This window comes from Vibrio mediterranei (assembly GCF_013364395.1).
Lineage (GTDB): Bacteria > Pseudomonadota > Gammaproteobacteria > Enterobacterales > Vibrionaceae > Vibrio > Vibrio mediterranei.
On the sequence record NZ_JABXGK010000008.1, the window covers coordinates 1,287,219 to 1,310,505 of the forward strand.

The 23,287-nt window shown below is 42.7% G+C and carries 23 protein-coding genes; 10 read left to right on the plus strand and 13 right to left on the minus strand.

What is annotated here, in order from left to right; genetic code table 11:
- Nucleotides 1-282: 282 nt before the first annotated feature.
- On the minus strand, nucleotides 283-1,533 hold the full coding sequence (locus HOP38_RS22850) for a DEAD/DEAH box helicase (protein ID WP_124941298.1): 1,251 nt from the start codon (nucleotides 1,531-1,533) through the stop codon (nucleotides 283-285).
- Between the two features lie 371 nt (nucleotides 1,534-1,904).
- Here HOP38_RS22850 and HOP38_RS22855 point away from each other — a divergent pair, with 371 nt between their 5' ends.
- Nucleotides 1,905-3,308, plus strand: coding sequence for a uracil-xanthine permease family protein (locus HOP38_RS22855; protein ID WP_198559079.1), 1,404 nt, complete (start codon nucleotides 1,905-1,907; stop codon nucleotides 3,306-3,308).
- Between the two features lie 101 nt (nucleotides 3,309-3,409).
- Here the strand turns inward: HOP38_RS22855 and HOP38_RS22860 are convergent, their stop codons facing one another.
- From HOP38_RS22860 to HOP38_RS22885, 6 genes are all read right to left on the minus strand, one after another.
- Entirely contained in the window at nucleotides 3,410-4,150 is a 741-nt protein-coding gene (locus HOP38_RS22860; protein ID WP_006069435.1) for a GntR family transcriptional regulator, read from the minus strand.
- Between the two features lie 108 nt (nucleotides 4,151-4,258).
- Nucleotides 4,259-5,473 carry an L-lactate MFS transporter gene (locus tag HOP38_RS22865; protein WP_198559080.1) on the minus strand — a complete coding sequence of 405 codons (1,215 nt, stop codon included), beginning with the start codon at nucleotides 5,471-5,473 and terminating at the stop codon, nucleotides 4,259-4,261.
- 108 nt (nucleotides 5,474-5,581) lie between these two features.
- Complete coding sequence (locus tag HOP38_RS22870; RefSeq protein WP_198559081.1) at nucleotides 5,582-6,535, minus strand: PfkB family carbohydrate kinase; 954 nt, start codon at nucleotides 6,533-6,535, stop codon at nucleotides 5,582-5,584.
- Entirely contained in the window at nucleotides 6,525-7,547 is a 1,023-nt protein-coding gene (locus tag HOP38_RS22875; RefSeq protein WP_198559082.1) for an ADP-ribosylglycohydrolase family protein, read from the minus strand. Before HOP38_RS22875 ends, HOP38_RS22870 begins: the two co-directional genes overlap by 11 nt.
- A 69-nt stretch (nucleotides 7,548-7,616) precedes the next feature.
- Complete coding sequence (locus HOP38_RS22880; RefSeq protein WP_006069431.1) at nucleotides 7,617-8,903, minus strand: nucleoside permease; 1,287 nt, start codon at nucleotides 8,901-8,903, stop codon at nucleotides 7,617-7,619.
- Nucleotides 8,904-9,198: 295 nt separating this feature from the next.
- Nucleotides 9,199-10,203 (minus strand): metal-dependent hydrolase, encoded by a 1,005-nt coding sequence (locus HOP38_RS22885; RefSeq protein WP_198559083.1) that lies wholly within the window; start codon nucleotides 10,201-10,203, stop codon nucleotides 9,199-9,201.
- Nucleotides 10,204-10,474: 271 nt separating this feature from the next.
- Between HOP38_RS22885 and HOP38_RS22890 the strand changes: the two genes are divergently transcribed.
- Nucleotides 10,475-11,809 (plus strand): MFS transporter, encoded by a 1,335-nt coding sequence (locus HOP38_RS22890; protein WP_198559084.1) that lies wholly within the window; start codon nucleotides 10,475-10,477, stop codon nucleotides 11,807-11,809.
- Nucleotides 11,810-11,998: 189 nt separating this feature from the next.
- Complete coding sequence (locus tag HOP38_RS22895; protein ID WP_006069428.1) at nucleotides 11,999-12,712, plus strand: GntR family transcriptional regulator; 714 nt, start codon at nucleotides 11,999-12,001, stop codon at nucleotides 12,710-12,712.
- Nucleotides 12,713-12,747: 35 nt separating this feature from the next.
- On the opposite strand, the gene HOP38_RS22900 is transcribed toward HOP38_RS22895, so the two are convergent.
- Nucleotides 12,748-13,947, minus strand: a complete 1,200-nt coding sequence (locus HOP38_RS22900) for an enolase C-terminal domain-like protein (RefSeq protein ID WP_006069427.1) — start codon at nucleotides 13,945-13,947, stop codon at nucleotides 12,748-12,750.
- A 264-nt stretch (nucleotides 13,948-14,211) separates the two neighbouring features.
- Here HOP38_RS22900 and HOP38_RS22905 point away from each other — a divergent pair, with 264 nt between their 5' ends.
- Nucleotides 14,212-15,645 carry a PTS transporter subunit EIIC gene (locus HOP38_RS22905; protein ID WP_198559085.1) on the plus strand — a complete coding sequence of 478 codons (1,434 nt, stop codon included), beginning with the start codon at nucleotides 14,212-14,214 and terminating at the stop codon, nucleotides 15,643-15,645.
- A 71-nt stretch (nucleotides 15,646-15,716) separates the two neighbouring features.
- On the opposite strand, the gene HOP38_RS22910 is transcribed toward HOP38_RS22905, so the two are convergent.
- Entirely contained in the window at nucleotides 15,717-16,607 is an 891-nt protein-coding gene (locus HOP38_RS22910; protein ID WP_198559086.1) for a LysR family transcriptional regulator, read from the minus strand.
- A 134-nt stretch (nucleotides 16,608-16,741) separates the two neighbouring features.
- Between HOP38_RS22910 and HOP38_RS22915 the strand changes: the two genes are divergently transcribed.
- From HOP38_RS22915 to HOP38_RS22940, 6 genes are all read left to right on the plus strand, one after another.
- Nucleotides 16,742-17,050 carry a monooxygenase gene (locus tag HOP38_RS22915; protein WP_198559087.1) on the plus strand — a complete coding sequence of 103 codons (309 nt, stop codon included), beginning with the start codon at nucleotides 16,742-16,744 and terminating at the stop codon, nucleotides 17,048-17,050.
- Nucleotides 17,051-17,059: 9 nt separating this feature from the next.
- On the plus strand, nucleotides 17,060-17,449 hold the full coding sequence (locus HOP38_RS22920; RefSeq protein WP_006069423.1) for a hypothetical protein: 390 nt from the start codon (nucleotides 17,060-17,062) through the stop codon (nucleotides 17,447-17,449).
- Nucleotides 17,450-17,683: 234 nt separating this feature from the next.
- Nucleotides 17,684-18,088, plus strand: a complete 405-nt coding sequence (locus HOP38_RS22925) for a glycine zipper family protein (protein WP_006069422.1) — start codon at nucleotides 17,684-17,686, stop codon at nucleotides 18,086-18,088.
- A 10-nt stretch (nucleotides 18,089-18,098) separates the two neighbouring features.
- Nucleotides 18,099-18,419, plus strand: coding sequence for a DUF3302 domain-containing protein (locus HOP38_RS22930; protein ID WP_038227107.1), 321 nt, complete (start codon nucleotides 18,099-18,101; stop codon nucleotides 18,417-18,419).
- A gap of 4 nt (nucleotides 18,420-18,423) precedes the next feature.
- Complete coding sequence (locus tag HOP38_RS22935; protein WP_006069420.1) at nucleotides 18,424-19,419, plus strand: HlyD family secretion protein; 996 nt, start codon at nucleotides 18,424-18,426, stop codon at nucleotides 19,417-19,419.
- A 94-nt stretch (nucleotides 19,420-19,513) separates the two neighbouring features.
- Nucleotides 19,514-20,032, plus strand: coding sequence for an MAPEG family protein (locus HOP38_RS22940; RefSeq protein WP_198559088.1), 519 nt, complete (start codon nucleotides 19,514-19,516; stop codon nucleotides 20,030-20,032).
- An 83-nt stretch (nucleotides 20,033-20,115) separates the two neighbouring features.
- Here HOP38_RS22940 and HOP38_RS22945 read toward each other — a convergent pair whose 3' ends face one another.
- The 4 genes from HOP38_RS22945 to HOP38_RS22960 all read right to left on the minus strand — a co-directional run bounded on the left by HOP38_RS22945 (nucleotide 20,116) and on the right by HOP38_RS22960 (nucleotide 23,242).
- On the minus strand, nucleotides 20,116-21,012 hold the full coding sequence (locus HOP38_RS22945) for a LysR family transcriptional regulator (RefSeq protein WP_198559089.1): 897 nt from the start codon (nucleotides 21,010-21,012) through the stop codon (nucleotides 20,116-20,118).
- 154 nt (nucleotides 21,013-21,166) lie between these two features.
- Nucleotides 21,167-21,703 (minus strand): hypothetical protein, encoded by a 537-nt coding sequence (locus HOP38_RS22950; RefSeq protein ID WP_198559090.1) that lies wholly within the window; start codon nucleotides 21,701-21,703, stop codon nucleotides 21,167-21,169.
- Entirely contained in the window at nucleotides 21,696-22,025 is a 330-nt protein-coding gene (locus tag HOP38_RS22955) for an HPF/RaiA family ribosome-associated protein (RefSeq protein ID WP_031495720.1), read from the minus strand. The genes HOP38_RS22950 and HOP38_RS22955 overlap by 8 nt, the downstream gene beginning before the upstream one ends.
- Before the next feature lie 53 nt (nucleotides 22,026-22,078).
- Nucleotides 22,079-23,242, minus strand: a complete 1,164-nt coding sequence (locus tag HOP38_RS22960; RefSeq protein ID WP_006069415.1) for a BamA/TamA family outer membrane protein — start codon at nucleotides 23,240-23,242, stop codon at nucleotides 22,079-22,081.
- Nucleotides 23,243-23,287 lie beyond the last annotated feature (45 nt).

The following is a 23,287-nucleotide window of genomic DNA, read 5'->3' on the forward strand; positions in this document are numbered from 1 at the left end:
GTTTATGTCATCGGTTTTGTTGGCAATAGCTGAATCGCTAAGGGGTAATGAGACGTTAGAATACGTGGATATAGGGATAAAACGATAAGATGGAACAATTAAACTTATTTAGTCTCTATCGTCATCTTCAGTCTTTGTAAGTGAACGTTGAGTGGCTAACTGTGTTTAGTGTTTTGAACATTGTTGTGTTAATAGCAAATCATTAAGCACAACTATAATGAATTATCATTGCGGCCAAAACTAGTCCGCAATGATTTCTATCTAATCTTAATCAGCGTTGCTCTATTGATTTCGATTCTTCTTTTTCTTACCCGTTCCAGCCGGTTTTGCTCGTGGTTTCATGGGTGCGAAATAAGCTTCACTCTGGTCATCATCCACTTCAAATCCTGCAACTTGTTCGCGTTCAAGACGGAACTTATTTTTCTTTTCTATCACTTTAAAGTGATGGTAGTCGTCGTAATCGATAAGAGATAAACCAAGACCAACTTCTCCTGCGCGGCCACTGCGCCCGATACGGTGCATATAATCGGCGGGACTGCGTGGCAGGTCAAAGTTGATCACGACCGGTAGCTTTTCAATGTCAAGGCCACGAGCTGCGATGTCGGTTGCGATCAGGACTTGAATGTCGCCAGATTTAAACCCTTCTAGCACACGTGTACGAGCACCCTGCCCTTTATCACCATGGAAAACCTCTGCAGTGATACCGCGTTTTGATAGCTTTTGTGCTAAATGGTTGCAGCTATTCTTGGCATTAACAAAGATTAACGCTTGTCGCCATTGATGCTGTTTGATTAAGTGCGCAAGTACCGCCGTCTTTTGACCTTTATTCACGCTAAACACACGTTGCACGAGAGTACTGGTTTCAGCACTTTGCAATTGCACTTCAACAGGGTCGCTAAGTAAATGCTGCGCCAGACTTGTTACTTTCTCAGGAAAAGTTGCTGAAAATAGTAACGTCTGTTTTTTCTCTGGTAGCAAAGCAAGAATTTTGTTGAGCTCTTCTGTAAAGCCCAAGCTCAACATACGGTCCGCTTCATCTAGTACTAGTGTTTGCACTTGGTCTAGCTTAATAGCATTACTTGATACCAGATCAAGTAATCGTCCAGGTGTTGCCACAACAATGTCGCTACCACCTCGAAGCGCTAGCATTTGAGGGTTTGCTGAGACACCACCGAATACAGCAACCGTTTTTATCTCATTTCGTAGATGATATGAGTACGATTTAACGTTATACGCCACCTGTGACGCTAGTTCGCGCGTAGGAACAAGAATTAGGTGAGAAACCGTGTTGCCACGACGACTGTTAGGTTTGTCCTGTTGACAGATTTTTTGCAGAATCGGCAGCGAAAACGCGGCAGTTTTACCAGAACCCGTATTCGCACCACCAACAAGATCACGCCCTTCAAGTAGGTAAGGAATGGTGTGAGATTGGATTGGAGTCGGTTGGCTGTATTCCAACTCCTCTAGTCGCTCAACTAGGGTTGGAATCAGACCTAGGTCAGCGAATGTTGTTGGAGATGTTTTGTCAGTCATTACTCTCTTGGCTCTGGGCTAGATAAAGGCCGTGTATCTTAGTCTATTTACGACGTTGACGTTAGTAAAAATGAAACAAACCCGTCGTTTTAACCATCTGCTCAAAGCTTAGCTATCAAAATGATAACCTCGTTATCGCCACTAACTATCAACTTGACACCTTCTTACCCTTTCGAGGTTCACGGTTAATCACCACTAAACTCGGAGATCTGCATGCTCACAAATCCATCAATCAAAAATTAATTATTACCATCGCAAAACTCCAACGAGTCTCTAAAAAGCTAAACGTAATAATTGGTTGTCAAAGCTCTTGGAACATAACTTGCTCTATTGCTGACGAATTTATTAAGTGGTGAATAGAAGGACGTAGTATGAAGTTAACATATGAAGTTGAGGATAAACCGCCATTTGGAACATCGTTACTATTAGCATTTCAACATATGCTGGCGGCTATGGGGGCAATCATTGCGGTACCTTTAGTTGTGGGAAGTGCCATTGGCCTTCCGACTAATGAAATGATTGTCTTAGTTAATGCGGCGTTACTGGTATCGGGAGTCGTTACTATCATCCAATGTAAAGGCGTTGGAGTAATAGGCATTAGACTTCCGGTTGTTATGGGCACAAGCTTTACGTTTGTTGCTATCTCTATCTCTATTGGCATTGAATCTGGTGTTGCTGCCATCTTTGGAGCGGCATTGGTTGGCTCCTTGGTCATGATCATTGGCTCCAAATTTATGCCTCAAATACGCAAGTTGTTCCCGCCCGTCGTATCCGGAACGGTCGTTGTATTGATCGGTCTTACCATACTCCCTGTCGGTATCGACTGGATCGCGGGAGGCTTTGTAGGCCAAGAAGGATACGGACGGTTAGAAAATCTTGCTCTCGGCACTTTCGTTCTTTTATTGATTATCGCAATTTCTAACTTTGGCAAGGGGATCTTCGGTGCGGCATCTATCGTTATTGGTATTGCTGTTGGATATCTGATTGCGTTGGCATTGGGCATGGTGGACTTCACACCTGTAAAAGAGGCGACCATTTTTGCTACTCCAGACCTATTGCCGTTTGGCATTGAATTCACTGTAGCTGGCATTATTGGTATGTCCATCGCTTACTTGGTCACTATTATGGAATCTACTGGGGATTTCTTAGCCCTAAGCGATGCCACCAAAACGAAGCTCACGGGTAAAAAACTTTCCAGTGGTATCTTATGTGATGGTGTGGGTAGTGCTTTAGCGTCCGTTGTCGGTACTACACCGTTTTCTTCATTCAGCCAAAACGTTGGTATTGTCTCGATTACTGGTGTTGCAAGTCGCCATGTGGTCGCCTTTACTGGCGTCATTATGGTTTGTGCAGGGTTGATTCCTAAGATAGGTGGCCTAGTCGTTACTATTCCTAGCAGCGTGTTAGGTGGTGCTGGCATCGTTATGTTCTCAATGATCATCTCATCCGGTATCAACATTCTGTCTCGTCTGAACTTTACCAAGCGCGATATGTTGATTGTTGCTCTGGGTGTCGCCGCCGGAATGACAGTGACGATTCGTCCTGAAACATTGACCTACTTCCCAGATTCCTTAAGAGTTATTCTAGGTTCGGGAATTACCACAGGTTCTCTCGTTGCACTTGGTTTGAACTTAATATTGAAGGTTGACGTGACCGACGAAATTGAAAGTGCAGAAGAAAAGAAAGTGCTGTTTGATGAATCGTTCAAGCAAACGAAAAATATGGCTGAGCTTGAGTCTGAGAAGGCTAAAACAGTGGGGCTAGAGTGCGATTAATTCAAAATTGTTAAATCAGCTCCGCTAGTTTTCTAGCTATGAAATACCACAACCACGCCGCCAGCAAGCGGTGTGGTTTCTTTGCAAACTGTATTACTACTTTACTCGCTGACAAACACGTACAGGTCACCTCGACAATGATTGATACTGTATTCGATTGGACGCCCTGAATTGTCAAACGCGGTTTGTTCAATGAGCAATACGGGAGTTGTCGAGTCTATATTAAGCTTCTCAAGTGACTCTTCTGTTGGCATTTTTGCCGACACACGACTTTGCGTTCTTGAAGGTGTTATGTTTTGACTGTGGAAGTAATCGTACAAAGATAACTGGATGTCATCTGGATCTTGAATCAAATCAGATGGAACGTAAGATTCTTCAATTGATACCGCTTGCTCATCAATATAACGAACGCGCTTTAAAAGAAACACTTCCTCCCCCTCTTTAAGGTTTAGGGTTTGGGCGATTTCCGCCACACAAGATACAGTGTCTTTCTTGATCCAAAGCGTATCTGGCTTTTTCCCTTTTAACACGACTTGTTGAGAAAAACCTGTCGCAGCTTTACCTGAATACTCTACCGTGTCGCTAATCATGGTCCCCAAACCACGAGAGCGAACAATGACGCCATCTTTATCGAGCACGTCTAGCGCTTTTCGAATCGTTATCCTTGAGACTCCTAACAAATCGCTGAACTCACGCTCCGTGGGAATAAAATCTCCACTTTTTAAGATTTTCTGTTCAGTGGCGACCTTTACTGATTCAGATATCTTCATATACAGCGGTGATTTATCTTTTTGTTCAATACGAGTCAGTATCAGTTCGATAAGAGGCTGGTAGGTTGTCATAACGTTCTTATTTTTATCAGCAATTTTTGCATTATACCTGATATTGGAAAGGATTAGATAGGGCGACGAAAAAAGCTGAAACAGGCAAGTTTCAACTTTTTATTTATCTCACGTGACAGCAACGACTTGCTTCGCATCCTCTTTTGGTTTGACCACAAGCAACAATATCGTAGCAACAAAAACTAAAACAGCGCACGTAGAGTAAGCGAGATCGTAAGTTCCAAATGTATCGACCGACCAGCCCGCGAGCACTGGGCCAATAAATCCTCCAACGCCCCACGCCGTGTATAAAATACCGTAGTTGGTGCCGAAGTTTTTCAACCCATATAGCTCCGCCATAACAGAAGGGAAAACTGCAAGTAAAGCGCCATAGCCAATACCGGCTAAACCTGCACCAAGAATTAAGGTGAAAGACGAATCAAATTGAGCAAACAGCAGCATATTTACTAATTGTAGTAACATAGCTAGAGCAAGGGTTTTGATCGAACCGATCTTATCACTCAATAAGCCAGTGGCTAATCGACCGCCTGAGTTGAAAATTGCTAACGCTACTACCAAATATGCACCATCTATAATGTTCCCTTGTTCTGATGCGATCGAGGTAATGTTTGCGATGATCATTAGCCCTGCAGATGCCCCAAATGCATAAGCAAACCATAGTAGATAAAAAGGACGCGTCGATAGCATATCTCGCCATAGCACGTCGGTACTTTGAGCTTTAGCTTTCGATTCACGTTTCATGTTTGCAGGTTTAGGTTTGAAATCTGAAGGTGGATTGGTGAAAGAGCACGCCAAAGGAAACGCAATCAGCAACAAACCAAGCCCAAGGATCTGCAAACTCACTTCTAACCCGAGTACAGAAAACAGCACACTAGTTAGAGGTGCAAGATACAGTGCCGCCAAGCCAAAGGCTGTAGCCAGCGCGCCATTGACCATTCCTTTTCTGGAAGCGTGAAACCATTTCATTGCAGTCGGATTAAGACACGCATAAGAAAAACCAATACCGGAACCTGTCAACATTCCAAAGCTCAAACATAAGTTCATGGGAGTAATAGATAGACTCGATAATGCCATCCCTCCACCAGCCATTAATGTACCAAGCATCAGTACCTTCTTCGGGCCAATTTGATCTTGAATACGCCCTGCCACCAGAAGCGCTAATGATAATGTGACGATAGTAATGGTATATGGCAAAGACGCTTGCGTGTGGCTCCAGCCTAATTCAATAAGGGCATTTTTAAACACACTCCATGTATAAAGCACACCGATGCACAGATTAATCCCGCAACCTGTGGCTAGGATCCTTATAGCTTTGTTATTCATGATAATTACTTATGAGCATCGCTCGGAGCCGAACGACCTTCGATTAGATTGATGGTGAAAGTGATGAGGCTTAACCGAGTGTTAAGCCCCTTTTATAATTACAATATTTTAATATTGTCGAAGATAATCTGAGATTTTGACAACATTTGGAGCACAGTCGCCGCCTTCATGACTAACTACGTATGATGCAACTGCATTACCGAGAAGGACAGCATCGGCCAGTTCCCACCCAGAACTCAAACCAGCAAGCACACCACCAGCATGAGTATCACCGGCCCCAATCGTATCAACAACCTGCGCCGCAAATGGTGCAACGACTCCATGAGACTCTCCATTGCTAAATAGCGCACCGTCACTATCAATTCGTAAAATCAACGGGCAGTGATAACGTGAATACCATTGTTCCACAAAGCGTTGACTGTCTTTCATCCCTAGGTGCTCTGCTTCTTGACGGTTAAGCGAAATGATTGGCTTCAAGAGCAACAACCGCTCAAGTAAAACCGGTTCGATGTCAGCGATACGCGGACCAAAATCGATAAACAATTGAATAGAATTTGGTAGCGTTTCTAACCAATTGATAATTTCTACGCCACAATCTGAAGCTAGCTGGTAACCAGATAAATAGATAATCGCGTCATCATTGATCGATAGCTGACTTAGATTTTCTTTATTCCAGTTGTTTTCCACACCACTGACAGAAAGAAACGTTCTTTCGCCATCTGGTTCAACAAGGGCTAAGCACCAGCCATTGTCTCCACTTGGATCGGTTAGGTTGCTTTGTAGTCCTTTCTCCTCCATTGAGTGACGAATTAAGTCTGCCCATTTTCCACTTCCGATGGGTAAAGCATTGGTCGACTGCAGGCCTAGACGTTTAACTGCAATCGCGATATTAAGCGCACAACCACCAATATGAATGCCCTTTTCTTGCATTTCCAAGTCACCGCCTCGCTCAGGTAAGCAAGGGGTTTCGGTCACAATGTCGACGACAGCAGCGCCGATTAAGCATAATTGACGTTTGTTGTTAAGTGTCGGAATTAATTCAATTAGTGCATTATGAGGCATGGCCCTGCTCCTTAGCTTCCCGAAGAGAAAGGAATTTGCACGCGTATTCTTCAAAGTTTAGCTGGTTTTCATTATCTAACTGCTGCTTGAGCGCAGCGTCAATTGCTTGAATACCATTCAATGCACCGCAAATTGCTGTTGCCATTGCGCCAATGGTATCAGTATCACCACCTAGGTTTGCACACAAAATTGCACAGCGGTTTGGATCAGTTTCGGCCAGTTCAACCATCGCAATCGCTGCCGGTACAGACTCAATCGTACTTACACCAGCGCCCACTAGGTTATAGATTTTCTCCATTCGCTCTTCGATACCACATCTCTCTTCTGCCACCTGCAGAGCTAGTCCGACACGTGATGCCATAGATGCACTGAACGTCGTGACATTCTTTGTTTGTGCAGTATGAGCAATCGCTGGTAGTTGATCTTTAATCTCTGTCCAAGAGTGCCCTTCAATTGCTTTCGATATTGCCCAAGCAATAATGACAGCTCCTGAAATAGCAACATCCGACTTGTGAGTAGGACTTGAAGCTAATGCAACTTGCTCGATGAAGTCGTCATGGTTATTTGTTGGTAACAGGCAACCCATAGGCGACACACGCATCGCAGCGCCATTAGTTACTCCATTGTTCTCCAACTCACTAATCGCTACTCCTTCTTTAATCGAGCGCATTGCCGCTTTTGAACTTGGGCCAAAAATATTTTTATTAAACGCATCAAATCCTTCTGCCCACGTTAGTACATTACGAGCGATGACTTCAGGAACAATTTGACCATCACATTCAATAATTGCGTCAGCCAACGCAAGTGCCATTGATGTATCATCGGTAAATTGACATGCTTTAAAGTAACACGCAGCATTGTTATCTTCAGGACCATCAAGAAAACGGTCAATCCAACCAAAATGGGCTTTTACTCGACTGCGAGGCCAAAGTTCAGATGGCATCCCCATTGAGTCACCGAGTGCTTGACCATAAAAAGTGCCAAGGATTCTGTCTTGTTTTGTAATCGTCATCTTACTTACCAAAAAAAGGGTTAAACGTCCTGCCCAACATGAATTAAACACATCGGGCAGGGCTGAAATTTAAGCTTGTGCTTTTTGTTCTGCACTAGAGGAATCTTGCTGATCAGCCATTTGGATTGGTTTTATCTCACCATTAGGCTCACGGAAGAAGTACATAAAGATGGCTAGGATGATCGCGATCATGACGCCACCAAATCCCCACATACCTGCCCAGTCAAACGTTAAGCCGTTTTGTGGTGTGTCGTATGCAAACATTTTTTCCATTAAGACACCACCAAGGCGATAACCAAGCAAGCTACCAATACCCTGACAACCTAGCGTAATCAAACCTTGAGCAGCAGTACGCATGTGTGCTGGCGCTTTCTTATCAACATAAATATAAGCGGTTACAAAGTAGAAGTCGTAGCTTACGCCGTGTAGCAAAATGCCCAAGAACAATAGTGAGTACAGATACCATGTGTCTGCGCTGCCGTAGACAAAGAATCCATAACGGATGGCGGCCGTAGCAAGACCAAGAAGCAATACCTTTTTAATACCAAATCGTTTAGTAAAGAATGGTAGTGCTAACATAAAGAAGATTTCAGAGAACTGACCCAGCGTCATCCAACCTGTTGCGTTACTCATACCTACTTCTGTTAGGAAGCCGTTTGCAAAGATGTAATAAAACGCGAGTGGCATACTAAACATGAATGAACATACAAAGAACGCCAAGAAGTTTCGATCTTTCAATAGCACCATCGCATCAAGACCAAGCATGACTTTTAAGTCTAGTTTTCCGGTACTCTTTGGCGGTGTATTAGGCAAAGTTAAAGCGAATATGCCTAATAACGCCGAACTTGCAGCCGTAATAATAAGCGGAATATTGCTTGAAGAAATGTCACCGTAACCTAACCAAGAAGGCAAAAAGCCAATCGCAACACCCGAGGCAATCCAACCAATCGTCCCCATCACACGAATGCGTGGAAAATCACGTTCGACATCTTCTACATTAGAAAAAGCAATGCTGTTTGTCAGTGCAATCGTTGGCATGTAGGTCAGTGAATAGCCAAGTAAAAGCGGGAAAAAGGTGGCGAATTCAGTTTGTTGTGCCGCTAAATACATGAGTACCGCGCCTGCCAACAACATCACAGAGAGTACTTTCTGCGCTGGGAAAAATCGGTCGGTGATAGAACCTACCAAGATTGGCGATAAGATCGCTGCAATTGCAGTACAAGCGTATGACCATGCAATCTCTGTTGGGGTAAAACCGTTGGTACTTAGTATTTGCCATAACGGGACGAACCATGCGCCCCATATAAACCATTCAATGAACATCATTGAAGATAGTTTGATGTTTGTCGTTTTCATTTCTAATCCTTAGGTACTGTAGGGTACAAAACAATGGTACTATTCAAAATAATACCAATACAATACCAAGGTGGTATTTTTGTGATCAAAGCGTCACTTGGGCGAACGTTCCAGGATCCTGTAATGATAGTTGGAGTGATGTGACAAGAAAACCTACAGACTGCAACTGAAAGGTTTATTGATAAACTAACTAGGTTATCCTAAATGCTGTTATTAGATTCCTACCTGTATAGGAATAACCATGGACAGACTCTAGAATCTCCGAGCTGTACCTAGGCGCTTCGATTGAGTGTTCTTAGTATGAATCGAACAACATTCCAAAGAACACTTCGCGGGACTCAGGACTGCTGTCTCTATGAGTATGATATTCAACGTGAGATTTTATGTCCGCGGAAGGAGAAAGCTTGATGCTCCAAAGTGATTTAACTTGATTCGGAATTATAGAATATCGAACGTCGATGACTCGTGTCTTGTCATCAGGATCTTGTGCAACATATCCGTTAGAAAACCATCGAAAGCGTTCGATATCGATAGCTTGTTGTGAGTTAGGATCGAGCCAAGGAAAATCTCTATTCACATCAAGTTTAGGTACGGATTGTCCAGGGTATGTTTTCACTGTACTTCCTACTCTAACTGCATCGACATAATATCGATCGCTGGTTTCGTAGACTACTTTCCACAGTAATATGTTAGCAAAGCTCGGCTTGGCCTCTAGTTTAATCGGGGTATGCTGTCTTTCGTTAGCCAATTGCCAACCAGTTGCTTCCGCTCGGTCTCTTTGAATCATGCCTATCGTTGGGTACATAACAGCCCACAAAAAAGCCAATCGGGCTAACCATGTTTTACGCTTAAACGTTGCCAAAACGACCAGTATCAAAATAGGTAGCGTATAGATAGGATCAATGACCGAAACCGTGCTCCATGCATAACGCTCATTAGTAAACGGCCACAACAATTGAGTTCCATAACTAGTGCAAGAGTCTAATAATGCATGAGTGCTATAACCTAACGTGCAGTAAAGCCAACTTTGTTTAAAGGAAAGTCCATGTCTTTTCGCAATCAAAGGATGTAGCACCCACGCACAAATTAAGCTACCAATAGGGATGAAAAACAATGAATGTGTGAATTGGCGATGAAACTCTAAGAACAACAAAGGATCATCATGCGAACGAATAAGCACATCTAAGTCAGGGGACATTCCCGCGAGCAGACCCAATATACCAGCAACGACTATTTGTTTTTTTCTACTTAATGATTGAGACAAAGAGGCACCTAGCACTCCTTGGGATAATGGATCCATGATTAACTCATTGATTGCATTCAGCTCATGTATACAGCATAGATGCTGATTAGCTAGAAAATCGAGTGACTAGTGGTTTTTTATTTTATTGTCACTAACGAGGACACTGAGAAGAGTCCTTTTGATGCGGAAGCCACCATAATTAATCTGCTCTAAATATTCAAAGCTAAATCGCTTTGCAACAAACCTATGATTTTTCGGCTGAAACCTTACCATCTCGGCCAAAAAGGGTTATACATAACCTTATATAAGACTAATAAATGAAAAAGTCATGACACTTAAGGAAATCCTCCAAGTTCGCAATGTGCGCTACTTCTTAATGTTTCGAAGCAGCTATTTTGCGCGTTTTTATTATCCTGTTTTCACCCTGCTCTATCTGGATTACGGGTTAACACTGTCGCAGTTTGCAATGCTCAATGTGATTTGGGCTGCTACCATCGTTCTTGCGGAAGTACCATCAGGAGCCTTTGCCGACACTTTAGGTCGTAAGAAACTTGTCGTCTTATCCTCGATTATCATGTTCGTTGAGATCGCCATGATAGCCTTTGTCCCGACAGGTAATCCGAGTTTGGTATTCGCGGTATTTTTGGTTAACCGGATATTAAGTGGCTTAGCTATGGCCCTTGCTAGCGGTGCCGACGAAGCTTTGGCATACGACACCTTGAAAGAACAAGGTAAGGAAGAGGCGTGGCCTCATGTATTGCAGATTCAAATACGAGTGGCCTCTGCAGTGGGTATCTTCGTTACGCTGATCGGGGCCGCTATGTATGATGTCGATGTCATGGGGTCTGTGTACCAATTGTTTGGATGGACAGCACCAGAGAGCACTCAAGACATTATGCGTATTCCGGTTTACGCCACTTTGATCGTAGCCATGGTCGCCATTTACGCAGCAATCAATATGCAAGAAGATAAAAAACCGATGCCCAAAAGCGGCGATAAGCTAGCAACAACGTTAGCAAGCTTAAACTTGACGCTCAGTACCGGTAAGTGGGTTATGTCTACACCTTATGTGTTGTTCATATTGCTCTACTACAGTCTTTTCGAGCACACCTCACGCATGTTTCTCACTATGAATAGTCAATATTATCGCGCTATCGACATTCCTATTATCTACATTGGATTCATTGGCGCTGGCGTGAGTATTTTTAAGATACTCTTTGCAGGACAAAGTCGTCGCTTTGCCGAAAGTCTAGCCCCTAAAAAGTTCATCACAATCATGGGGATAGCGACTATCGCGACCTACTACTTTATCAGTTTAGGTTGGTCGATTTACGGCGTAATTCCGGCACTAGTACTGATCTTTATCATCATGACGATGAACATCTTTATTAGTTACCACCTCAATAGAAAAACTGAATCACACAACCGCGCAACCGTTCTAAGCTTCAAAGGACTGATGTTTAACTTGGGATATGGTTCTATTGGCGTGCTATACGCGTACTACTACAAACTGGTTTCTCAAGGCTACAGCCAAGAGCAAGTTGAGCAAGGTGTCGACTTTATCGCTTCACTCTCCTCGTTCGTCTACTATTTCGCGTTTTTGTTTATCTTGATAAGTGTATGGTTTCATTTAAAGGATAGAAAAAAAGCAATTTTTGAATAACCTACACTACTTTTTCTATAGGCCACCATGCTTACAACTTCGACACGAACTGGCATTCTCTTATGAAAGAAATGCCAGTTTTGCGACTTGTGAGTGTTTGCTTATCTGTTAACCGTAAAGGTGTTGCTAGTAAGACAACATAACCGCTATTATTAACTTTATTATTTTGGTTTATCGAATTAGATAAAGATGAAAAAACACGAAGAACTGGTACAAGATTTAATAAGTAAGATCTGCAATAACGTTATCACTTATAAGCTGCCATCTGAGAGAGAGCTTGTAGATAAGTACCAACTATCACGTTTTTCTGTCAGAAAAGCCCTGTCAAAATTGGAAGCCATTGGCATTGTTAAACCAAAAACGGGTTCTGGTTATTATGTTAACACTTCTATTATCGGCTCTCCCTTAATCTACAATTCAATTACGGAAAACAGCTTCGAGCAAATTTCCTATAAGAAAGTGCAATTGAATAAACGGGTACCGACTATTCATGAGATGCAAGTCTTTACTATTGGAGAAGATGACTATTTATGGCATATCAAAAGGTTACGTTTAATCCAAAATAAAATCACACAGATAGAAGAAACGATCGTTCCGGTACATCTTTTTCCGAAAATGAACGACAGTATTATTGAGAGTTCACTGCAAAAATATGCGTTGTCGTTAGGTTTGAAGATTGACAGTTATCTAACCAACTATAAAGCAATTAACTTATCAACGGAGGATGCCAACATTTTACAATGTAAACGTACCACCGCTGCTATGAATATTACTAATCGCGGTTTTTTAACATCAGGTGAGGCTTTTATTGTTAGCGATGTTATTGATATAAATTATCAATGCACTTATCACACAAAATTCAATAATGAGAGTTTGCAATATCGAGATCAAAACGACCGCTAATTATAGCGGTCGATTTATTAAATAGTATTTAAACCTTATGGTGTATGAATACTGCCATCTGGAAGTCGGCTTTGAGTCCACTCATGAGGACGATATTCTACTGGGAAATCAAGTGCCGCAGCGCGGTTGATTTCTACTCCGATGCCTATGTCCTCTGAAGCATAAAGAAAACCATTTCTAGGTTCAGCTGCATTAGGGAACACTTTTCTTGTGTTTTCTTTGTAATGCACATGCTCTTGAATTGCCGCGTTGTGAAGGTGCACATTTAGGTGAGTATTCACCGCTGCTCCAATTGGTGTCATATCTGGCGGACAGTGCCATGCAATACGAACACCGAAGCTTTCGCATAGATGGCCTAATTTCAATGCAGGAGTGATACCACCGATCTGTGAAACATGGCAACGAATGAAATCAATACGACGATTAACAACGACTGACTTCCACTCTTCTGGGTTATTAAAAAGCTCCCCTAACGCTAGCGATACTGAGGTTTGGCTGCGTAGGTTATCCAACCATTCGGTTTGATTTGGCGGCAGAATATCTTCAATGAAATACGGTTGATATTGTTCAACTTGCTTGGCAAATTGCAACGCTTGATTAGGGAACAGCCGTTCATGTACATCATGAAGAATGTGGAATTTACGACCGTACTTTTCACGCAGTAAACGGAACATCTCTAATGTGTTATCCATATACTGGTCTTGGTCGTAGTACGAGCCTTCAGTTGGATTTTCTGTGGTGTGCATATTCTCTGGTACACCGCCATAAAAGCCCAATTGGCAACGAATGTGTTTATAACCCTGCTCTAGGAACTGCTCAACTTGCTCATAAAGCCCTTCCATTGTGTCACTCGTTGCATGCGTATACACTTGAATGGCATCTCTAGATTTACCACCAAATAATTGATGTAACGGCATATTAGCTAATTTGGCTTTAATATCCCAAAGAGCCATATCAACACCAGAAATAGCATTATTAATAACCGGACCATTACGCCAATAGGCATTGACCATCATCATTTGCCAAAGGTCTTCAATATTATTCGCATTCTTACCTAATAACAAAGGCTTAATATATTCATCAACCATAGTTTTAACAGCAAGTGGACGCTGTTGGAATGTCGCACATCCATAGCCTGTTACGCCGCTCTCGGTTTCTACAATCACAGTAATTAGATTGTGTCGGTCTGGCTTAGTAATTATACATTCAATGTTGGATATGATATTTTCTTTCACGGCGTAATAGCTCTATGTCAGTGGTTTTATTCTATATAACAGCGAAAAAAACCTTATTTCAAGCGCTAATTTTCGGCAAAAAGTAACTGGTTCGTTATTGCTAAACATTCGCTAAAAAAAACGAACCAATCGACGAATTTTGCTGAAAATTAACAATTTGCCGCACTTAATGTGACGGAAGTCTCTGTTTTTCCGATTGGGGTAAATATGAGTGATGGATATTATGTCCCCAACAAATAACGCAAGCACATAGGGACTCCTTAGATGCAACTTACTGAAACTAATAATGAAGTGAACTTGAATGCTCAAGCATCGAGTAACAAGAATAGCTTTAGCGACAACCTACAAATATTGGTTCAATCACTTGGCGGCCAAGATAACATCATCAACATTACTCACTGCATGACTCGTCTTCGATTCAAGTTAGCAGATGAGACACTTGCCAAGAAAGAGCAGCTAGAAGCCATTTCTGGGGTCAAAGGGGTGGTTCTTGCTCAAGGTCAGACTCAAGTCGTCATCGGTGTAGATGTAGAAAAGTGGTACAACGCGCTATCCGGTGTTAGCAAAAGCAGTGATGAACCAGTGATTGAAGCTGAAAAAGGTAAGCTGTTCCAAAATGCAATGCGCATCGTTGCGGGCATTTTTGGCCCTGTGGTTCCTGCAATTGCTGGTGCGGGTATGTTGATGGGCCTTCTTTCTGGCTTAATTGCGACCAACGTTATTTCAGAATCTTCAGATACAGTGTACTTCTTCCGTTCGATTTCTACCGCTGTATTCTTCTTCCTACCAATGTTAGTGTCTTTTTCTGCCGCTAAAGTATTTAAAGTGAACGAATACATTGCATTGGCTGTGTCTTCCGCCATGCTTGCGCCTAAACTAGTAGAAAAAGCGGCGTTACTCAAAGACGCTGGTAGCGTTCCGGAGCTGACTGTACTTGGTGTGGTACCAATCGAACTGCTTAACTATGGCGGCGCAATCGTACCTGCTATCTTAGCGGTTTGGGTACTTTCAAAAGTGACACCATTTGTTGATCGATTCGTCCCTTCATCCGCCAAGCCAGTATTCACTCCCCTACTCGCCTTCACGGTCACTTCAACTATCGTATTGTCCCTGGTTGCCCCAGCTGGCATGTGGTTAAGTAATGGCGCAGGTTGGGTGGTAAGCTCGCTATTAGAAATCTCTCCAACACTGACTGGCTTTGTATTTGGTTTAACTCGCCCAATCACCATCGTATTTGGTATTCACCACAGCATGACGCCAATCAGCTTGAATAACTTCGCGCTGTATGGAAAAGACTTGCTTATGCCAATAATGTGCTTGGGTAACCTCGCTATCGCGGGTGCTACGATGGCGGTGTGGTATAAACAGCGTAAGAACGTTTCAAAAGAACAGTCTTCTGTTACCGTAGGTTCTGGTATCACTGCAATTCTTGGTATCACTGAGCCTGCACTCTTTGGTGTGTTGACTAAGTACACTAAAGCACTGTTCATGGCGAGCCTAGCAGCAGGTATTGTTGGTGCGATCTCAGTAACTATCGACACGCATCTAACGAGCTACATTTTGTCTTCAGTATTTAGTTTGCCTGCATACCTAGCAAGCGGTACTCAAAACTTCATTCAAGCGGTTCTTGGCGTGATTGGTGTGTTTGCATTGGCATTTGCGTTGACGTTTATGTTTGTCAACGTTGATGACAAATAAAACGACTTATTAATCAAAAGGCTCATAGTAGTTATGCTATGAGCCTTTTTCTTTATCTAAACATAGCCAAATCATGCTTTCCTTAATTGTTTAAGCGCTTCATACATAGCTAATGCCGCAGGGCCCGTTCGTACGCCTTTTGGTAAGGTTAGGTGCAGTGGCACCTGATATTGATCTGACAGTGTCACATTAAGTACAACTAATTGTCCTTGATTACGGCTTTCAATAATATGTCTAGGAAGCCGACAAAAACCTACGCCACTTTCTACTGCTTTGAAAGCATGGTCAAAGTTATCAACCGTAATTCGCTGCTGCCCTTTTAACCATCCCACATCTTGCTTTGTCTTCCTGAGAGCACTTTCACCTAGGTCGCGAATAACAATTTGAGTCACATTTGCTAGCTCTGAAAGCGACACTTTAACCGATGTTGCTAATGGGTGTGACTTCGACACTACTGGTAGCATAGTGGTGACAGAAAAAGCTTCTGCGGGATAATTAGTGATCGGCAGTGTGATAATCGCAATATCTGCAACTTCTTGTTTCACCACCTCTTCTGTCTTGGAGAGTGAAGTTTCGATGACCTGTACTGAGGTTGCACTATTGTTGGTAATGAAGCGACTCATTGCGTCATATAACAGCGAAGGATCACATAGGTGATCCATGGCCACCGTAATTTCTTGTTCCATTCCCGCCGATAACTGACCACTCAACAGCTCTAACTCTTTCACCTGATCAAGCATTGTATTTGCGCGACGCAATAGATCCCGACCATCTAATGTCAACACGGCTTTGCGTCCTTTCACTTCAAGCAACTCAATGCCTAATTGTTTCTCTAATTTTCGGATACCATAAATCACTGTTGTGTGACTTTTGTTTAATGACAACGCTGCAGCTTGAATGCTTCCGGCTCTATCAATTTCGCGCAACGTCACCCATTGCTCCAAGGTCGTCCTAAATCTCATCTCGCCCTCACTTAAAATGTCAGTTTTTTCGACATTAGTTGGCAAAATTATGAACTTTTCTGTTTGTTTTTTGCAAGCAATAATCACCGTACGTAATCGGACATATTCACCTATTCAACTAATGGAGAATCTTCATGAAACTACTACAAGTCGACTTTGCGTTTTCAGGACCGTTTGGTAATGACATGGCCAACACACTAAAAGACCTCGCTCAATCCATTAATCAAGAGCCAGGTATGGTTTGGAAAATATGGACAGAAAATGCGGAAATGGGTATAGGCGGAGGTGTTTACTTGTTCCAAGACGAAACAACCGCTCAATCATACTTAACCATGCATACTGCCCGACTAAAGCAACTTGGTGTTGAAGAAGTTAGAGGCATTATTTTCGATATTAATACCCCTCTTACATCAATCAACCATGGCCCGGTTACACCGGTATAGGAGCACGTAATGCATTCTCGACTATTCCTGACCATACACGGTGTTATCTACTCACTGTTTGCCATTGCTTTATTCGTTATCCCTTCGATAATGTGGCCTGTATACGGAGTACAGATCAATGATCAATATGCATTGTTTCTTTCACAGCATACGAGCATTTTCTTAGGAGGAATTGCAGCGGTTAGCTTTATGATGCGCGGAGTGTCAGACTTATATGCCCAGTTTCAATTGATCAAAGCGTTGCTCATTACCAACTTACTCGGTGTTGTCATTACGACCTATGCAGGTATCACGGGAATATTCGTTGGCTTGGGATGGAGTGATCCACTGTTCTTTTTGGTTTTGAGTGTTATCACTTACATTCAGCTCAAACGACTAAACGTCACAGTAGACAATTAGTCCCCTAAAGCGCCATCTACTTTGTTAAACGTAGGTGGCGTCAAAATTCATTACGCTAATTTATATAATCATCTCATCATCTCATCATCTCCACCTCTAAACTAGGTAACATAACCTTATGTTATCAAATACCTTTTTCTTAGTTGAATAACACTTAATCCACTATTAACGAACGCTATTTGTTCAACTCTAACGACAGAAATACTATTAGAAAAAACAGTTAGAGAGACCATTATGAACATCAAAAGCAGCCTTTTCATTTTATTTACTGCCATCTATTCAGCGACGTCGTTCGCTAACGTTATTGTCGATACCAAAGGTGTCGATATGGAAAAATACAACGCTGATATGTACGAATGCCAACAACTATCGACCCAGGTTCAAAGCAATCAAGTCGATAGTTTAGGTCGCGACGTTGTGGGAAGCACAGCCCGCACTGCAGCATTAGGCGCAGCAGGTACAGCCATTGCCGGCGGCCACGGTTCTAAAGGCGCCAAAGTTGGTGCAGGGGTTGGTCTGGTAGGTGGCTTACTCCACCACCGTGCTGAAGCACAATACAGTGAAGCCAAATATCAACACGATGTCGATAGTGTCATGAAACAGTGCATGGTTGGCCGCGGCTACAACGTTTTAAACTAAGGGGGAGACTATGAACCTCACTCTAGATTATGCATCACTGGCGATTTTGTTTGTTGTGCTTCTAATCCTGATCTATGGATTGATCATTTTGCACGATATTCCTTATGAGATTGCCAAAAAACGTAATCATCCACATGCCGATGCGATTCATGTTGCTGGTTGGATTAGTTTGTTTTTCCTCCATGTTATGTGGCCTGTGCTTTGGGTATGGGCAACCATGTATGACGGTGATAAACAACAGTGGTTAGGGGCTCGTTCAGCCCATTCCGATAAACAATATCAAGCATTAGTTGAACGCATTGATGCTCTTGAAAAATCAATCAAGGAGTAACGAAATGGAAACGCTCATCATCCTGAGTTACGCAGCACTTTGCGTTATTGTATTTAAAGCTTTTAAAGTGCCTAAAAATAAATGGACGCTAACAACGGCCAGCGTTATTGGGTTATTTATCGTAGGTTGGATCTTTCTCTATATGGCGATGTATCAACCGGTTTCTCGTATGGCTCGTTTATACAGCGTCACGACTCCTATCACATCACAAGTTGAGGGGTTAATTACCGATGTCTATGTGAAAGGCAACCAACAGGTGAAAGCTGGTGATCCACTTTATCAAATCGATAAAACGCCTTTCCAAGATAAAGTGAGCCGTATAGAAAGCGACATTCAACGAACATCTTCTGCCATTGAATTTTATGAATCAGAATTGGTTCGTTACCAGAAACTCGGTAAGAAAGGGTTTTCATCGCAAGAGAATATCGACAATATCGAAACTCAATTGTTGGAACAAAAAGCCAACCAAAGCAAATATCAATCTCAGTTAGAGTTAGCGAAATTTAACTTAGCGAAAACTACTGTAAAAGCGCCTACTGATGGCTACGTAACTCAAGTGGCACTTCGCCCAGGCATGAAAAGCCGTATTGTTCCATTTCAAGGTAATCTAACGTTCGTACATAAAGAAGACAAACAACTATTTGCTGCGTTTAAACAAGCGCCTGCGCGCTATATTAAAGCTGGTTATCCGGCAGAAGTGACCTTTAATACTATTCCAGGTCACGCGTATAAAGCCCATGTGGTACAGGTGAACGATATATTTGCTCAAGGTGCGATCACTCCATCTGGCATCATGAAATATCCAGAACAGATACCTCATAACGGTAGGATCTTAGTAAAAGTTGAATTGGACAACCCGTCACTTTTACAAGGTATGCCAATACCTTCAGGCACTGATGCTCATGTTGCGGTTTATTCACCTAAATGGGAGATGTTCAGTATTGTCCGTAAAGTGATTTTAAGAATGCAAAGTTGGCAGAACTGGTTATTTGAAGGTTAACTTTATTATTCAGGGACATATATACCCAACACGACTTCAATCACAAAGAGAGGGCTGTTTTCAGCCCTTCATAATTACATAGAAGGGCGACTTAATGGCACTTTCAACCAAACAGCAAGGCGTAGCCAAAGGCATGGGGTTGGCTTTGTTCCTTTCATTGGCATCCATAGGCTATGCGATTTATTCAAACCCATTGAGTTTTGATGACAATACAAATCGCTTCGAAGTTCTGTCTTACTCGTTTATTCTACCAACGTTATTTCTACTCATATCCATTGGGCGACTAGCTAAACATCGTTTTTTTAGCGCAGAAGATATTGATGGTAGTGGCCTCACTCAAGGCTCACAACAAGCACGTATCTTACAGAGCATCATACAGAACACTCTTGAACAGCTTGTCATAGCACTGCCCATCTACTTTGCATGGAGTACACTGGCGCCCTGCCTTTGGCTTTCTGCGGTTCCAATATGCTCAGCTCTTTTCCTTTTAGGCCGAATCCTGTTTGCAATTGGCTATAAGCACGGAGCACCAGCACGCTCATTTGGCTTCGCACTAACCTTTTATTCGTCAGCAGTGTTATTGCTAGCCTTACTCACTGCCGTCATTTTCTAACTACTTTTCGTCAGCATTCACACCAAAAAGCGACCACTGTTAGGTCGCTATCTAATTGAGATCTTGTAAAGTCGCTTTACTGTCTACAGGTCAAGCGATGACACTATCGCTTGCCGAAACCACTCATGTCCTTTGTCGTTTTTTTGGGACTGATGCCACGTCATGTAAACCGGAACTTTCTGAGTTTCAAATGGTATTGGAAAGACATTTAGTCCGAGAGACTCTGCAAGCTGTTCCGCTTGCCATTGACCACTGACAGCAAGCCAATCTGTTTGTGCAGCCATAACCAACGCCGTCGCACCAGAGCCCGTGGAATATGCGACTTGTCGTGGCGGAAGCGCGACGTCAATCGCTACAGAGTCCAGTGTATTGGTATTAAGACGTTGAGTTTTCCAAGTAATGTGGCTTTCTCTAAGAAAATCCTCCATCGTCAATTCACTTTGTATCCTTGGATGATCTTTACTAACGGTAACCACCAACTCTTGCTCAAAGAGTACCTCATTGTGGTAGCCCCTATCCTCTAATGGCACCGTCGCTAATATTACATCCACACGACGACGCCTCAGGTCGTCGTGTCGGTCTTGCTCATTCAAATGTTCAATGTCTGCCTGTATGGTGACATTCGGTGCATGCACATTTTTATAGCGAACCAAAGGGGGGACAACGATTAGGTCGATGTCTTTATGGCTAGAAATGCGAAAGGTACGTTGGCTTAACTCAGGATCAAAGTCTTGACGTGATTTGGACCCATTCAGCAACAGGCTAAGCGGCTCTTGAATCTCGTTGTGAAGCTCAATAGCAAAATTAGTAGGTACGATGCCTCTTCCCTGACGAATAAATAGCGGGTCTTGATATTCATCTCTAAGCCTATTTAGCGCATGACTGACCGCTGGAGCAGTGATGTTGAGAACTTCGGCCGCTTCGTTCACACTTTTCGACTTAATAACCGCGTCAAAGGTTTTAAGGAGATTTAGATCCATTATTTCCGCTCTATCTGTCTGATTCGCCTAAATTAAACATAGTCCATTCAAATCAAATTACGAATGACTAATTGCGGAAACAAAAAGACAGCTATTAGTTATAGCTGTCTTTACACGTGGTGAGTCAATGATTTCTGTTTATTTGAAGTCAGCATTATGGTGTGGACTGAGGGCTTTTTTCTACTCTATACAAGGTGTCTTCTAACAACGCGATGGTTTCCTTATCGAGCTCTATCGCCTCATCAAAAAGCCTTACGTATTCCATATTTGCTTCACTTTTTGCTTCCAAAGAAAAGCTAGGATAAAGGTTTAACGAAGAAAGGTAGAGGTCATCAATGACGTTCATGAAAGACTTCGACAAACTTGTCGGCTCATCTGATATACCCATTAATAGTTGCGCGAACTTGCCTGCTACAGCCTGTTGGCGGTTAATTAGCTCTTTCAAATGAGTCAGTTCTTTATTGGAAGAATCACTTTGCACTAGTTTACTTTCGATGGTACTCAAGCATTGAGCCAATGATGATTTTTGTGCTAGTGACAAATCCAAGTAATGCCCAAGTCGATCATAAGTGACATTGCGCATAGGGAAACCACAACATTGTAGCTCTCCGCGACTTTTGCTGGTAAGCATGACACGTTGACGACAACGACCACACTCCAATAGGTCATAGGTTAAGTTATGGCTACTCATCGTGCTCCACCTCCAATGAATGATCTCTAAGCTCTCTTTTTGCTTTCGTTTTTTGTTTCTGAAGTTTATGCGTCATAGCAGAAAATGCTTCAGCCGCGACATGGTAGAACTCATCACCAGAGTGTTTAACGAAACACCATTGATGCTCAGCGTGAACTTTAAGCTCAACATCATATTGCCCATAAGAGCGGTGGTGGATTATCGAGACGAAAATCTCCGTTGCCTGTGGGTGCACTGCGAATAAATGGTCCGCTTTGGTGACACAATGTGAACGCATGCTTTCCGATAAAACAATGCTTTGTGTGTTAAAATGAATGTTCATGATACTTACCTTTTAAGCTTTGGTTTAATAATAATTACGGTGTTATTTGGATCCTAAAGTCCGGTACCCACTTGAAAATAGAGCGCATTGTCTTCTTCACTTTTCGCGACATCTATTCCTACTTTTAAGCCGTAACGACGAGCGATCAAATAACGAAAGCCCACTCCGTAGGCGTAGTGATTTCCGTCACTAAATAGCTCATTAGTCGCATCGGTAGCAGAACCAACCCCGGCAAATACCGAACTCGACCAGCGGTTTGTGAAGCTATAAGTGACCTGTGATTCGATTGAAGCTGTTGAAGTGCCTTGATATCGATTTCTAGCAATACCTCTAAGCTCGATATCAGGGTACGCCGGAGGAGGCAGCAACCTCTCATCCGTCGATAAAGTGTTGTACTTACCCTTCAATGCCACATTCCATTTTTTACTAACGGGGAAATATTGTGTGCCTTCTGCGGCAAATGTTTGAAAGTCGTAGTCACTACCAAGGTGCTCACTGAATACCATGTATTCCGCTTTATAATCTCCACCTGCCGTTGGATATAAGAAGTTGTTTTTGGTGTCATATTCAGCAATCGCCCCCAGACCTGATACCGTCGGCGTCATATTCAACCACCGATTAGCCACCTGATTCGCTTTGCTTGGCTCCACAATACTCAGTTCTGGGGAAACGAACTTTTGACTCACACCAAGTAAGACGGGTGATTTACCCACTCGAAACTGCAACTTCTGGATAACACCATATCCATTCATGCCCATTTCAAAACCTGATGCGTCATCTTTCGCAAACGGAGCATAGAAATTCATATGAATGTCACCATAAAAGGCGCCGCCTAAATAGCGAATGCTGTCTTTGTTCCAGGTATGCCTATGACCGATAAAACCCGCCCACGTGCCATTTTGAGTACCAAACGCCCCTGCAACGGTAATCGCTGGAGTAAGGAGCTTGGCTCCACCATCAAGTGACTTTAGGGCTAATTCTTTACGCTTCTTTTTTTGAGCATCAGATTCATGCAAGAATACTCCCATCATTCCACCGCCATACCCCACCGCAGGTTCAGTGATCAGAATGGGCACAGGGAGGAAGCCATACGCGTTTTCCGCTAAGTAGTCTCCCATGTCCAACTGACCATCAATTGGGTCTGTGAAAGATGTAGCTTGAGCACTAGTCCCAATTAGCGTTAGTGAGAGTAAAAATAAAGAATTAGCGAGTTTCATTGGAGCCTACTTAAACAATCTTCTTAACTTACTTAGTGGACGTTC

Excerpts from the sequence above, each read along its gene's own strand:
- HOP38_RS22850 (WP_124941298.1), bottom strand. The coding sequence starts at position 1,533 with ATGACTGACAAAACATCTCCAACAACATTCGCTGACCTAGGTCTGATT.
- HOP38_RS22855 (WP_198559079.1), top strand. The coding sequence starts at position 1,905 with ATGAAGTTAACATATGAAGTTGAGGATAAACCGCCATTTGGAACATCG.
- HOP38_RS22860 (WP_006069435.1), bottom strand. The coding sequence starts at position 4,150 with ATGACAACCTACCAGCCTCTTATCGAACTGATACTGACTCGTATTGAA.
- HOP38_RS22865 (WP_198559080.1), bottom strand. The coding sequence starts at position 5,473 with ATGAATAACAAAGCTATAAGGATCCTAGCCACAGGTTGCGGGATTAAT.
- HOP38_RS22870 (WP_198559081.1), bottom strand. The coding sequence starts at position 6,535 with ATGCCTCATAATGCACTAATTGAATTAATTCCGACACTTAACAACAAA.
- HOP38_RS22875 (WP_198559082.1), bottom strand. The coding sequence starts at position 7,547 with ATGACGATTACAAAACAAGACAGAATCCTTGGCACTTTTTATGGTCAA.
- HOP38_RS22880 (WP_006069431.1), bottom strand. The coding sequence starts at position 8,903 with ATGAAAACGACAAACATCAAACTATCTTCAATGATGTTCATTGAATGG.
- HOP38_RS22885 (WP_198559083.1), bottom strand. The coding sequence starts at position 10,203 with ATGGATCCATTATCCCAAGGAGTGCTAGGTGCCTCTTTGTCTCAATCA.
- HOP38_RS22890 (WP_198559084.1), top strand. The coding sequence starts at position 10,475 with ATGACACTTAAGGAAATCCTCCAAGTTCGCAATGTGCGCTACTTCTTA.
- HOP38_RS22895 (WP_006069428.1), top strand. The coding sequence starts at position 11,999 with ATGAAAAAACACGAAGAACTGGTACAAGATTTAATAAGTAAGATCTGC.
- HOP38_RS22905 (WP_198559085.1), top strand. The coding sequence starts at position 14,212 with ATGCAACTTACTGAAACTAATAATGAAGTGAACTTGAATGCTCAAGCA.
- HOP38_RS22910 (WP_198559086.1), bottom strand. The coding sequence starts at position 16,607 with ATGAGATTTAGGACGACCTTGGAGCAATGGGTGACGTTGCGCGAAATT.
- HOP38_RS22915 (WP_198559087.1), top strand. The coding sequence starts at position 16,742 with ATGAAACTACTACAAGTCGACTTTGCGTTTTCAGGACCGTTTGGTAAT.
- HOP38_RS22920 (WP_006069423.1), top strand. The coding sequence starts at position 17,060 with ATGCATTCTCGACTATTCCTGACCATACACGGTGTTATCTACTCACTG.
- HOP38_RS22925 (WP_006069422.1), top strand. The coding sequence starts at position 17,684 with ATGAACATCAAAAGCAGCCTTTTCATTTTATTTACTGCCATCTATTCA.
- HOP38_RS22930 (WP_038227107.1), top strand. The coding sequence starts at position 18,099 with ATGAACCTCACTCTAGATTATGCATCACTGGCGATTTTGTTTGTTGTG.
- HOP38_RS22935 (WP_006069420.1), top strand. The coding sequence starts at position 18,424 with ATGGAAACGCTCATCATCCTGAGTTACGCAGCACTTTGCGTTATTGTA.
- HOP38_RS22940 (WP_198559088.1), top strand. The coding sequence starts at position 19,514 with ATGGCACTTTCAACCAAACAGCAAGGCGTAGCCAAAGGCATGGGGTTG.
- HOP38_RS22945 (WP_198559089.1), bottom strand. The coding sequence starts at position 21,012 with ATGGATCTAAATCTCCTTAAAACCTTTGACGCGGTTATTAAGTCGAAA.
- HOP38_RS22950 (WP_198559090.1), bottom strand. The coding sequence starts at position 21,703 with ATGAGTAGCCATAACTTAACCTATGACCTATTGGAGTGTGGTCGTTGT.
- HOP38_RS22955 (WP_031495720.1), bottom strand. The coding sequence starts at position 22,025 with ATGAACATTCATTTTAACACACAAAGCATTGTTTTATCGGAAAGCATG.
- HOP38_RS22960 (WP_006069415.1), bottom strand. The coding sequence starts at position 23,242 with ATGAAACTCGCTAATTCTTTATTTTTACTCTCACTAACGCTAATTGGG.